This is a genomic window from Anaerobiospirillum sp. NML120448 (genome assembly GCF_023050945.1).
GTDB lineage: Bacteria > Pseudomonadota > Gammaproteobacteria > Enterobacterales > Succinivibrionaceae > Anaerobiospirillum.
Window position 1 is genome coordinate 42,338 of the sequence record NZ_JALKIM010000003.1, and the last position, 13,392, is coordinate 55,729.

Annotated in this window: 8 protein-coding genes; 7 read left to right on the forward strand and 1 reads right to left on the reverse strand. The window is 40.5% G+C overall.

What is annotated here, in order from left to right; translation table 11 throughout:
• Positions 1-634 precede the first annotated feature (634 nt).
• The 3 genes from MXE38_RS01160 (at position 635) to MXE38_RS01170 (ending at position 4,758) form a co-directional block, all read left to right on the forward strand.
• Positions 635-1,462: a VacJ family lipoprotein gene (locus tag MXE38_RS01160; protein ID WP_246910220.1), complete on the forward strand. Its 828-nt coding sequence runs from the start codon at positions 635-637 to the stop codon at positions 1,460-1,462.
• Between the two features lie 80 nt (positions 1,463-1,542).
• Complete coding sequence (gene tyrA / locus MXE38_RS01165; RefSeq protein WP_246910224.1) at positions 1,543-2,823, forward strand: bifunctional chorismate mutase/prephenate dehydrogenase; 1,281 nt, start codon at positions 1,543-1,545, stop codon at positions 2,821-2,823.
• A 369-nt stretch (positions 2,824-3,192) separates the two neighbouring features.
• Positions 3,193-4,758 (forward strand): cell envelope integrity protein TolA, encoded by a 1,566-nt coding sequence (locus tag MXE38_RS01170; protein WP_246910226.1) that lies wholly within the window; start codon positions 3,193-3,195, stop codon positions 4,756-4,758.
• Positions 4,759-5,111: 353 nt separating this feature from the next.
• On the opposite strand, the gene MXE38_RS01175 is transcribed toward MXE38_RS01170, so the two are convergent.
• Positions 5,112-5,864 carry a hypothetical protein gene (locus MXE38_RS01175; protein WP_246910229.1) on the reverse strand — a complete coding sequence of 251 codons (753 nt, stop codon included), beginning with the start codon at positions 5,862-5,864 and terminating at the stop codon, positions 5,112-5,114.
• Positions 5,865-6,359: 495 nt separating this feature from the next.
• Between MXE38_RS01175 and dcm the strand changes: the two genes are divergently transcribed.
• From dcm to MXE38_RS01195, 4 genes are all read left to right on the forward strand, one after another.
• Positions 6,360-7,604, forward strand: a complete 1,245-nt coding sequence (dcm, locus tag MXE38_RS01180) for a DNA (cytosine-5-)-methyltransferase (protein ID WP_246910233.1) — start codon at positions 6,360-6,362, stop codon at positions 7,602-7,604.
• 367 nt (positions 7,605-7,971) lie between these two features.
• Positions 7,972-8,865, forward strand: a complete 894-nt coding sequence (gene htpX / locus MXE38_RS01185; RefSeq protein ID WP_246910307.1) for a protease HtpX — start codon at positions 7,972-7,974, stop codon at positions 8,863-8,865.
• Between the two features lie 703 nt (positions 8,866-9,568).
• Positions 9,569-11,230 carry a sulfatase gene (locus MXE38_RS01190; protein ID WP_246910235.1) on the forward strand — a complete coding sequence of 554 codons (1,662 nt, stop codon included), beginning with the start codon at positions 9,569-9,571 and terminating at the stop codon, positions 11,228-11,230.
• Positions 11,231-11,478: 248 nt separating this feature from the next.
• Complete coding sequence (locus MXE38_RS01195) at positions 11,479-12,738, forward strand: anaerobic sulfatase maturase (RefSeq protein ID WP_246910237.1); 1,260 nt, start codon at positions 11,479-11,481, stop codon at positions 12,736-12,738.
• The last annotated feature ends 654 nt before the right edge of the window (positions 12,739-13,392 follow it).

Sequence of the window (13,392 nt, forward strand, 5' to 3'; positions counted from 1 at the left end):
CCTAGCCAAGCGCATTAAAGCTAAGTTTCACTTAGAGAGTGCAAGCAAGGTTAAAGCTTATTAAAGCCATTCAAGCTAAGCTAATCTTAGCTTAGCTGAGAAATGCTTACGCTAAGGTGGCTAGGGCTGGTTGTCTGGGCAGGGCTTAGCTGAGCAGGGAAAGTAAAGGGGCTTGATTGGTTGGCTGGGGATAGCACAAAACTTGGGAGTAAGTTTGCTTATTTGTTTATTGACTGACTGGCTGGCTATCTGACTGGCTATGGTGCTGTAGGGCTTAGTTAAGTAATGCCGATCTAGCTCTAACAAAGTAAAGCAAGGAATGGCTAAAATTAGCTCTTGTCTAAACCAAAGTTACATATAGGGCTAACTCTTAGTTTTAGTTAAGATCGGGGCATTAGGGGCTAAATAGTGAACATAAATAGCTCTTGGTTAAATGTTTGGTCTTAGTGGCTAATATTAGGTTTTAGTTAAGTAGATGGATGGAGTGCCCCTAATCAGGGCGCTAAGAGCCAAAATGTAGCAAAGTAGAGATTTTTCCTATAATCAATGGTTAAAACTGATATTTTACTTGTTTACAGTTTTATTGCTCCATTAATAGGAACACTCGTAAGCTACGATGGTAATGGTGATTAATATGTTTAAGCGATTTATTGGAGCAAGCGCTCTGTGTGCTACTTTGTTAGTGTCAGCACTTAATATTCCTAGCGCTCAGGCAGCTCATGGCAATTACAATCCTATGATGCCAAGACAGCTTAGTGCTCAGGCAGCATCTGCTGATTATACTTATGGCTATAGTATTCTCTCAGGCCATGCTATTGATACTTTAGAGGGCCCTAATCGCTATATGTGGTACTTAAATTACGATATTTTAGACCACTATGTATTGCGTCCTGTAGCTCATGGTTATGCTATGTTGCCTCGTGGGGTGCAAGATTCCATGGGTAATTTCTTTAATAATCTTTCTGAGATTAATAACGTGCCTAATAATATGTTAGTAGGCCGTTTTGCAGACTCTGGTACCTCTTTAGCCCGCTTAGTGATTAACAGTACTATAGGCATATTAGGATTTTTTGATGTCGCCTCTCATATTGGCCTTAAGTACACTCCTATGGCTATGACTACAGTATTAGGCAAAGGCAAGGTTGAGCAGGGCCCATTTATAATGGTGCCTTTTTATGGTCCAACTACAGCACGTGATATCCATGGTGATACTATTGATGGTTTACCTTTCTACGCTCTTTCTTGGCCTGTAACTGTAGGTAAATTTGTCCTTGAGGGTGTTCATAACCGTGCTCAACTAATTGATCAAGAATCAGTAGTTGATAATGCTGTGGATCCATATATTCAAACACGTGATGTGTATTTAATGTATGGAGAAAACAAGGTTAATCCTATTGCCGAAGGCGAGGTCGAAAGTAGCGACGACTTTGATGAAAGCCTGTTAGATGAAATTGACGGCTAATAATTACTAATGCCCCCTAAGAGAACGCTCTTAGGGGCTTTATTTATCTGTTAGATCCTAAAAGTTGAGGAGAGCTCTTAGTGGGAGCTACTAATCAAAAAGATAAAAATGTCCTATCCAAAGTTCAATTAGACGAGCTAAGAGGACAAATTGATGCTATTGATGATGAAATTGCTTGTCTTATTCAAGCAAGAATGGCCTTGGTGAGTTCAGCTGCTTCTTTAAAGTCAGTATCTGGCGAGGGAGCGGTAAGTCCTGTGCGTGAAAAAAGTATTTTAGAGCATGGTGCCTTTCTCGAGCAAAAATACCACTTGCCAGCTTCTTTAATGCAAGACTTACAAAGACGTATTTTACGTGAGTCTTATGTACAAAAAGGCTCAGGTGCTTATGCTCAGGCTCATATTTACCCTGCAACAGTTAGCTCCGACCAAGTAATGGTTTTTGATAAGGCCCATACTGAGCATAATTTTAAAGTTTGTATCGTCGGTGGCAAAGGCGCTATGGGTCGCTTTTTTGCCCGTTATTTAGCTGCTGCCTCTTATGAAGTCAGTATAGTAGATGTGGATGACTATACTGTAGATTTGGATGGGCAAAGTGTTAGTGATATTAAGCTTTCTAAAGCTGCTTACTACTTATCTCAAGCCCAATGGTGCATAGTTAGTGTGCCTATTGATGTTACTGTAGCTGTTATCAATAAAGTAGCACCTTTACTTAAGACTGATTGTGTCTTAAGCGATCTTACCTCAGTTAAAAGTGACATTATGCAAGCCATGTTAGGCTGTCATAAGGGCCCTGTAATGGGCTTGCACCCAATGTTTGGCCCTGATACTTTTTCTTTGGTAAAGCAGGTAGTAGTAGCTGTTTTAGGTAGAGACAATGAGCGCTGTGCTTTTATTGTGGAGCAATTAAAGCTCTTTGGTGCTCGAGTAGTAGAATGCTCAGCTCAAGAGCATGATGATGCCATGAGAGTTATTCAGGCATTGCGTCACTTTACTACCATTGCCTATGGTAACTTTTTAAAAGAAAGTTTTGGTGCTAAAAAGGACAATTCCTTTATTGAAAGACTATTAGAGCTAAGCTCTCCTATTTATCGTCTAGAGTTGATGATGGTAGGCCGTCTGTTTGCCCAAGATCCACGCTTATATTGTGAAATTATTAGCTCTTCACCAAAGAATTTTGAGTTAATTGAGCGTTATGTTACTTGTGCTCAACAATGTTTAGATAAGCTCAAAAATGATGACAAAGTAGGCTTTGTGCAAGACTTTAACGATACCACCCAATTTTTTGGAGAGTTTGCTAAACTCTTTTTACAAGAAAGTGGTGCCATCTTAGCTTTGGTACAAGATACTTATCATATTTAGCCCAAGCCATAAGATCGATTTTTACCCATGCCCATGCCCATGCCCCTGGCATGGCCTTGCACAGCCCATGGCTCATGCCATGGTCTTGGCCCAGCATCTGCGGTCAGCAGCCCCTGGCCCTGGCTCATGGCCACGGCCACGGCTCTGGTCATGGCTCTGGCCCAGAGCCCCTTGGCTGGACATGGGCTTAGGTTAAAGCTTGGGTAAAAAAGAGTTATGCTGTTGAATGAGCACTATTAGGGAAGATTAATATAGGGGACTGTTGATATCTCAAGATAGAGGCATCAGCTTTGGGGATTTAGCTTAATCATTGTGTTAAGATTTGTTGGGTTTTTTCTTTAGAATTTAGCTTTTGCAAAGGAAGTTGCCATGTTTAATTTGGCTTTGCTAAAAAAGATTTTATTTTGGTCTCTAGTAATTTTAGCGGTATGCTCACTGCTCCTGGTAGCACAAATTAAGGTCGCAACTTATCTTTATGACAGCAAATTAGATAGTGTGTTGGATAAGATTGAGCGCAAAGTGCCTGGACTATCTTTGCAATACACTCCAGGTGAGGATAGCTTTACTGCTCGTCAGGGTAGATTGTTTTATCAATTGCCATTAAAGAAGGGTAATAACTTAGGCGTAGATGCTATCTCAGGTGCCGTCGATGTACGCTTATTGTTTGGCCCATTACGTATCTCAGGAGCCATGTCTAGTGTAGCTGGAGTAGGTAATTTAGAGCATATTTTAGCTCAATATAATGTAGAGCCTATTGCCTTTACAGGTGCTTTTAAGGCTACAGCTGTTAGTCCTAAAATTGAAGGCAGTGTTAAAACCGACTCCTTTTTAATGCCTACTGCTACAGGTCTTTGTAAGTTAGGACAAAATGCCTTAAGTTTTCATGCTACTTCCACAGAAGATGTAGATATAGCATTTAGCTCAGCTGGTGTGGTTTGTGAGGGTGCGGAGCGCTATAACGACAAACCTAATTATCGCTTAGATTTATTAGGCTTAGATGTTAAGTTCTTGCCACGTATTATTGATAAAAAGCCCCACTTTGAAAGCTTAATTGTTAATCTTAAGCAATTAGATTTTAAGTTTTCCACTCTCTATGCTATTGGCTTTAGTCCTGATGACGAGGTAAGAGATCCATCGCTGCAAGATGCTATTTCTTTTTCTAATATTTCTACCATGATTACTTTATCTCAGCCTGATAGTGAAGGTATGGCTAAGCTATCTTTTGATAATAGTGGTAATTATGGTTTTGCTTTCCCTTACATTCGTTATGATGTGGTACAGCCTTTTTATAGCTTAGATAACTTTAAGCTATCAGGATCTTTAGAGCGTATTTCCATTCCTAATCTTTATAATGCCTCTAAAAATATCTTAAAGGGAGCTGGAGAGGAGTTTGAAACTAATAAGGTCTTTAAAGAAATTTTAAAGGGCTTTACTGATACTATTGCTATTACTATTGATAACTTTGGCTACAGCCATAAAAATCAAAGTTTTGTTATTAATGGTAAAACCTATTTAGCTTTTGATGAACATAGTCCTAAGCCAAAGATTTCACGCTTTGATTCAGAATATAACATCGAGGCTGACAAAGTCTTAGTTGAGGAGATTGCAGGTGAGGATTACTCCAAGCCGTTAATGGCAGCTTTATCCTCAGGACAGATTACTGAGAAAAATGGCAAGTACTTCTCGCTCATTAAGCTTGAGGGCAAGCAAGTTAGCATGAATAATATTCCTGTTAACGACCTAGTATCTCAAGATGACATGCTTTATGAAGAAGAGCAAAAAGCCTTACGTGAGCAGCAGGCTCAACAAAAGGCCGATGAAGCAGCATTAAAGGCCGAAATTGAAGCTGCCGCCCGTGCTCAGGACAACTTACCATCATTAGTTGAGGGCAACCTGAACTCAGAGTCCCAAGATCACACCCCAAGCTCCGATTAAAGGCTAGCGCCACGCCACTATTTGGACTGCAAAGAGCATGCGTGGCCAGCAAGCGCCGCCTACTTGCCTGCTGCGGCAATCTAGAGCTGCCTGCTAGTGCCGTCTTCTTGCCTGAGGCCATATAGCTATGGGGCTACACTTGCTGCAGCCAGCCAGGTAGGTCGCAAGATGGTAGCCTTGGTATGGTTGCAATATGGCCATATGGCGGCAATATGGCGGCCATATAGCTAGATGGCCAGATGGCTTTACTGTTGAGTGGCGTGATGTGAGGGCAATTGGGAATTACGGCTAAGCAGGTTTGCTTAGCCTTATAAGAATATGAAAAAGGGAAGCTTATGCTTCCCTTATGGCTATTAGCTATTTCTTATGTTTTTAAGATTGAGAATGAAACTTTGTTTCTTCTTAAAGGAAATAAACATAAAGACAAACATTACTAGCACTAAGATACCAGCAGTAAGCATTTGACCTACTAAAGGTGATGGGATCACTCCTTGTTGAGTGAGGCTCATAATGCATGGAATAGCAATAAATAAGAAGCAAATTAAGAGTACACGAATATAGCGTACCATGGCCTCGTTAGGGCTATTGCGACGAGCAACTTTAGTTGGAATAGTTAGTCCTTGACCTGGCTCTTGCTTATATTTAGGGCCATCAATAATGGCAGGACGAGCAGTATAACGGAATAAAGCTGCTTTAACGCCTGGTCTGGTTACCACTTCAAGCTTTAAATCTAATAAGCCATTAGCATGGCACTCAATAGCTTTTTCAATTAAGGCAGCACGGCATTCACGCTCAAAGCCACCCTCAGCTGCGATTAAGTAATTACGATCTTCTTTAATAATTTCATGCTCAGGAAAAGCGTTCTTAGTAGTAAGAGCAACTTTTTCATTATGCAGGTTTAAAGCTTCAATCTTAGTTAAGTTAGCATTGCCAGGACTAAAGAATGATGGCTTTTTCATAGCATCAAACTCACAGTCAGCGCCTACAGCTAGCGCCTCATCATTAGCAAAGCCCTCTAATGAGCTACGATAGGTTTCAGATAATTCGCTGTTATAAAGATCGCAATAGCCTTTATCTTTATTAATAGCAATGATAGTGCCTTTCATGAAAAAACTCCTTTTTGAATAATAAGATTATAGCATGCACCTATCTTAGGTGAGTGAGTATGCAAAAAGCAGCCTCTTATTGAAAGCTGTTTGAGGCCAATAGTATAGCCATAAATTCGATTTTATCAGCAAAACAGGCATAATCAGGTACCTCCATGAGCGCAACACTAGCGCATGCTAGCGCTAGCTCTTGGCAGCGCTAGTGCAAGCGTCAGCTCTGGCATTGGCCTTAGCATGGCCAATACATGGCCACGGTCATGGCTTATATTGGGTGCTTGAATGCAGGTGACAAAGCCTGGGAAGGTAGGCAAGTGTTTTTTAGGGGTAAGTAAAATAGTGAGTGTTGATGGTAGAGTAGGGGGAGATAAAACAGTATTCTTGAGATTGTAGTGGTAGGGGCTTTATAATTTTTTTATCTTTACTGAGGCATTAGTTTACATAGTTAACAAGGGCACTCAAAGCGCATTTTATGGGAATTGCTGGGCATTTAGTATTATGAGATTACTATCCTTATTTTCTGGCTGTGGTGGTATGGACATAGGTTTTGAGGGAGGTTTTTGGTGCCTCAAAAAAGCTATTAACTCAGATATGCACAAGGAGTGGATCACTCAAGATAATGGTGCTTGGGTAAAGCTTGCTAAAACTAACTTTGAGACTGTCTTTGCTAATGATATTAATCCCTATGCCAAAGCAGCATGGGTCTCTTACTTTGAGCCTTTTAGAGCAAATGCAAATGAAATTTACCATTTGAATAGTATAGTTGACTTGGTAAAGAGCTATCAGCAAGGACAATTTAGCTTTCCTGATAATATTGATATGGTTACTGGCGGCTTCCCTTGTCAGGACTTTTCATTAGCTGGTAAAAGACGTGGCTTTAACTCTCATAAAAGTCATTTAGGTGGGTTGTTAGATAAGGATGAGCCTACAGAGGAGAGCCGTGGTAAGCTTTATATGTGGCTAAGGGAAGTGATTTCCATTACTCAGCCTAAAATGTTTATAGCTGAAAATGTCAAAGGACTAACCAATCTTGATAATGTTAAAGATATTATTGAGCATGACTTTGCCAGTGCAGCTAATGGTGGCTATCTTATTGTGCCCTCAAAAGTTTTATATGCCCCTGACTATGGCGTTCCCCAATCTCGTGAGCGTGTATTCTTTATAGGCTTTAAAAAAAGTGCCTTAACTAAAGAGGCTCTTTATGCCCTTAGTCAAGAAAGCATTGATCCTAAATATGATCCTTATCCTCTTAAAACTCATAGTGCTAAGGGTGATGTAAATTTTAATCACCTGGAGTCTATAGTAACTTGTAAAGATGCCTTTATTGACTTAAAGGAACCAGATTGCAGTGATGATCCTAGCCAACAAAAATACTCTAAGGCAAAATTTATGGGTAGCCACTGCCAAGGTCAGACTGAGGTTAAATTACATGATGTGGGGCCTACTATCAGATCAGAGCATCATGGCAATATTGAGTATCGACGCTTAAGTAGTGAGCATGGTGGTACTAATAGTCAGGAGCTGTTAGCTGGTTTACCTGAGCGACGACTGACTGTGAGGGAATGTGCTCGTATACAAACCTTTCCTAATGATTACCAATTTATTTTAGGCAAAACTACTACCAATGTAGCCGTATCAGCTAGCAATGCTTACAAAATTATTGGCAATGCTGTGCCTTGTGTCTTAGCCTATAATCTGGCTAAAAATCTAGAGGCTAAATGGCCTTTATACTTTAAGGTTTAGTTATCAAGATAGTGGCAAAAACCACTGGGCTTGTCCAATGGCTCAATGGCTCAAGGATCCAAGGGAGGTGTTAGCATAGCAAGCTATTAGTCAAACTCATATCTTGGCTTTTGCTAGCCTCATGGCTCGCACTGCTGAGTTTGTGTGTACCATTCTTAAGCCCAGGACTTAGTCCTTAGCCAGGCTAAAGCTAAGGCCATGGCCCAGGGCAAAGCCAAGGCTTTAGACTGGGGCTTGCCTGGGCTTGGGTTTGGTGGGCTAAAATTTGGTTAATTTGTGATCAATAATAATCAGACCTATCTTTTAGCTAAGGAATTTTTAGTACACTTAGCAATATCCATTGTTTCCATATATTTATGAGGTTGGTATGCGTATTTTGCTGTTCATTGCCATGCAGGTAGCCGTGCTCGTGGTAGTTGGCATTGTCGGCTCAATTCTAATGGCTGTATTTGGCATTAAACTATCTCCAGGAGCTTATTCTGGATTATTCGTAATGTGTGCCATTTTTGGCTGTGTAGGCTCAATGATTTCTTTGTTCATGTCAAAGACCATGTGTAAAACTGCCTATGGTGTAGAGATCATTACCCAGCCTCGCAACAATGCTGAAGCTTTCTTATTAAATGAGGTTGCTTCTATGGCTCAACGTGCAGGTATTGGAATGCCTGAGGTTGGTATTTACCATTCAGCTGAGCCTAATGCTTTTGCTACAGGCGCTTCTAAGGACAATGCTTTAGTAGCTGTTTCTACAGGCTTATTAAACAATATGTCCCAAGATGAAGTAAGAGGCGTATTAGGTCATGAAATTTCCCATATTTCTAATGGCGATATGGTAACGATGACTCTGTTGCAAGGTGTGTTAAATACCTTTGTTTACTTCTTCTCCTATATTGCTGCTCAGGCCGTATCTGGCTTTATGAGCCGTTCTGATAGTGAAGAGGGTTCAAGCGGTGGCAACTTCTTTGTCTTCTATTTAGTTAATAGCTTATTCCAAATTCTCTTTGGTATCGGTGCTACTTTAATCTCAATGTGGTTCTCACGTTATCGTGAGTATCGTGCTGATGCTGGTTCTGCTGACTTAGAGGGTACCCAGCGTATGATTGGTGCTTTGCAGGCTTTACAAAGAATGAAGTCTATAACTGTACAAAAAGAAGGTCAGTTCTCTGCTTTATGCATCAATGGTGGTGTGAGCGTATCTGAGCTCTTTATGAGCCACCCTCCACTTGAAAAGCGTATCGCTGCTTTAAGAGCACGTGGTCGCTAATTAGTAGTTAAGAATTTTCAAATTTTTAGGGCAGCTCTGGGAGTTGCCCTTTTTTTATGGAAAAATGGCTTAAATACAGGCTTTTGTGCATGAAAATTTATTTCATTTATAGGGATAAATGTGTTGTTGAGTATAAAAGGGTAAAGAGCCCAAAAGAGCGGTAGTGGTATTTTAGCATCTAGCAAAGACATGCTTGCAATAGCCATTTTTAACTATGATCACGATCATAGTAAACTAAGATCTAAGTGTGATAGGGGCTTAGGTGCATTGTTCTTAAAGAGAAAATAATTTTCGACTAAATTCACACTTTGACTAATTAGTCTGTGTCTTTTGCTATTAAGTGTAATAATCTGATAAAGCTGTCTTGTTAGTACTAACCAAAAAACACTTCTAAGTAAGTAATACTAACATTGACTCTAACATGCTTACCTAAGCTGAAATTTTGTAGTTGATGGTATTAGAAATTTACTAAGGAAGATAGGTTAGATAGGGTAATGCTTGGATATATCTGATTGCTAAATTGGATCAATATATAGTAACAATTACCTGTACAAACACACTGCTTATTAATAATTTAGTCTCCCCTTTAGATTTGGTCGTTAATAGTTTTAGTTGGTTAGTTTGTAATATTAGTCCCATTTAGATCAGTAATAAGTCTTAGCAATTAAACAAGAAAGCTGTAATTAAATTTGAGGACAAGTCTGTGAAGAATTTAAAACTTAGCGCAACTGCCATTGCTTTGGGCGCAGCTTTAACTACTTTTGGTTCTGCTGCTTTTGCTGCAGGTAATGATAAGGCTACCGCTACCAATGTAGCTTTTGCTGACTTTACACCAGTGGAGTACACCACTAAAGATAAGCCAAACGTAATCGTAATTACTATGGACGATTTAGGTTATGGCCAGTTACCTTACGACGAGAGCTCTTTTGATCCAAAGACCATGGAGAACCGTGAGCAGGTAGCAACCTTTAAGATTACTCCTGAAAAAGCTATTGAGGCTGCTAGAAATTCAACTCCAACCTTACGTACCTTAATGGATGATGGTGTACGCCTCACCCAAGGCTATGTAGCTCACGCTATGTCAGGCCCTTCACGTGCTGCTATCATGACTGCTCGTCAGCCATCTCGTTTTGGTGTATATGGTAATACTGACTCTCAAGACGGTATTCCTACCTCCGAGACCTTCTTACCTGAATTATTCCAAAATTATGGCTACTACACAGCTTGCGTAGGTAAGTGGCACTTATCCAAGATCACTAATATTCCTGTTCCAGAAGATCAACAAACCCGTGATTATCACGATAACTTCGTAACCTATGGTGATGAGCCTGGTCAGCCTCAAAACCGTGGCTTTACCTATTTCTTCGGTTTCCACCCTGCAGGAACTGCTTATTACAACAGCCCAGCATTGTTTGAAAACCGTGAGCACGTAAAGGCTGAGGGCTATATCTCCGATCAGCTTACTGATGCTGCTATCAAGGCTGTAAACCGTGCTAAGGCAACTGAGCAACCATTTATGCTCTATCTTGCCTATAGCGCACCTCACTTACCAAATGACGTAGCTGCTCCAGATGTTTATCAGTCCAAGTTTAATACTGGCTCTCAAACAGCTGACAACTACTATGCTTCTGTTTACTCTGTTGACCAGGGCGTAAAGCGCTTATTAGAGCAATTAGATGCTAATGGTCAGTTAGACAATACTTTAATTTTCTTCACCTCTGATAATGGTGCGGTAATTGACGGCCCATTACCATTAAATGGTGCTCAGGCTGGTTATAAGTCCTTAACCTACCCAGGTGGTGTTCATACTCCAATGTTCATGTACTGGAAGGGTAAGTTAAAGACTGGTAATTACGATAAGCTCGTTTCTGCTATGGACTTCTACCCAACTGCTTTAGATGCTGCTGGTATTCCTGTACCAGAGAGCTTAAAGCTTGATGGTGTTTCCTTATTACCTTACGTAAATGGCAAGGACAAGGGCAATCCTCACGATTCCTTAGTTTGGTTAACCTCTTTCTCACACTGGTTCGATGTACGTAATATTCCATTCTGGGATAATTACCATAAGTATGTTCGCTTCGAGTCAGACTACTATCCACACAATCCAAACACTGAAAACTTAAGTGAGTTTACTTATACCGTTCGTACCAATGAGTATCAGTTAATCTACACTGCTGAGGATAATGCAACTCGTCTTTACGACTTACGTGATCTTCAGATGAAGAATGACTTAACCTTTGATAAGCCACAGGTAGTTGAGCAGTTAAAGAAGATTGCCCGTGATCGCTTAAATGAGTCTAAGCCACCTCTCATGCCAATCAACCAACCTAAGTATCAGAAGATTGTTGATGCTTTAAACAAATAAGTTTTACTAAGCTTATTTAATGGAGGTAGGGTTTAACTCCTACCATACCAAAGCCGAGCAGCTGTTGAGCCTGAGCCTAATGGTTGCTCGGTTTTTTGTGGTCACAACTAAGTTTTCAAAGCTAAATTTATTATTTAGTAAGTTTAGCTTTAAAGGCTTTAGTATTTGGATAATTATTTCTCGCTCTCTTTTAGATGCTTCCTGAGCGTCTGTTTAGAGTGATATGAAAAAAGGCAAGGATTAGCACCATGCACTTTACTATTAAACCTGTTTCTTTTACTTGTAATCTTGATTGCGACTACTGTTTTTATCTGCCAAAAGGACAAGAGCAGGGAATGCTCACTAAGGGCATAATGTCTGATGAGGTGCTTGAGGCCTTTATTGTTCGCTATATTAAAGAGTGTCCTACTGACCATGTATATTTTACCTGGCAAGGTGGTGAGCCTTTAATGGCAGGACGTAAGTTCTTTGAAAAAGCTTTTGCCCTGCAAAGTCAGTATGCCAATGGCAAAGTGATTGAAAATGCTATTCAGACCAATGCCACTTTGATTAATGATGATTGGTGCGAGCTGTTTAAAAAGCATAAGGTATTGCTAGGAGTGTCTATCGATGGTCCTGAGCATTTGCATGATAAGTATCGTAAAAATAAACATCAGCAAGGCTCCCATAAGGATGTGATAGCTGGCATTGAACTGCTTAAAAAACATCAAATCCCTTTTAATACCTTAACTTGTATTAATGAAAGCAATTATGAGCACCCTCTTGAGGTTTATCATTATCTAAAAGAGTTAGGCTCAACCTTTATGCAATTTTCCGAGGTAGTAGAAACTACTCCTGAGAATACTGATTTTGACCACATTGCTCCTAACTATGAAGTTAAACCATTTTCTTTAACTCCTAAAGCCTATGGCACCTTTATGGGCGCTATTTTTAAAGAGTGGATAGCTAAAGATATTGGCAAAATCGTAATTCGCCAATTTGAGAGCCTCATTTCTCAAGTCTTAGGTATGGGCCATCATTCTTGCGTATGGGAAAATTGTTGTCCTGATAATTTCGTGCTAGAGGCTAATGGCGATATTTACGAGTGCGATCAGGCTGTATATCCTAAATATAAGTTAGCCAATATCCTGGATATTGAAAAGGCAGCTAACTTAGGAGTCATTCCTTGTTCAGTCAATGGTCAAAAAGCAGCTAATGAAGAGAATAGCATTAGCAGCATCAAGGCACTAAAGGCCTCTCGTTTAAGCGCTCATAAATTGCAATTATGTGATGACTGTAAGCAATGTACTTATTTAGTTTTATGTAATGGTGGTTGTATTAAACATCGTATCGACTTACAAAACGGAGTAAGTAAGAGCTATTTCTGCGAAGGCTATAAAGAGCTATTTAAGATTATGGTGCCATATCTTAATACCATGGTGTATTTGGAGAACAATAAGACACCATATATAGCCATCAAGAGCTTAGTCCCTCAAATCGAGGCTTCCCTAAAAGAAAATCCTCTCTAAAAGCAAAACTTTGCTAAGCAATCCCCAAGCACCGCCAAGGACACTGCCTTGGCGATGCTATGTCCATGGCTAATACTAAAGCCCAAGCCAAGGGCAAGGGCTATACCATGGCTACGGCTATAGTCTAGGGTAAGGCAAGGCTTGTCCAGGCCAGGGCTAGACAGGCCATGGTCTTGCTTTTCCTTGGGCTGGGCTAAAGGCATGATTGAGCCATGATTGGTAGTCGCTGCTTTAAATGGATAGGGTAGGGCTATTGCTAAAGTATTGTGGCAGGGTGGCAGGTTGATTGGCTTGTGTGTTGGTATGGCTAAAAAAAAAGCGCCCTGTATAGGGCGCTTGAAAACACACAGATAAAAAAGGTTAAAGCTAGCGTATGCTGCGGGGCAGCAGGTGCTAGCTGTTGCAGCTAATGAGACTGCTAATGAGGCAGATGATACCGCTGCTGCTGGGGCTAACTAGTGCTAGCTGCGGTTAGCTGGGGCTAGTTTGCTTGGTAGTATAGTTTCTATACTAAAGATATAAGCGCATATTTCAGCTCAATAGCCAGGTGCTCCAACGCCAAAACTAGCTTGGATGTCTTGATAATTGGTAGAGATTAAGGCAGGGATAGGCTGGGAAATGAGCACTAGTAGTGATAGAGCTATCTTTTCAAAC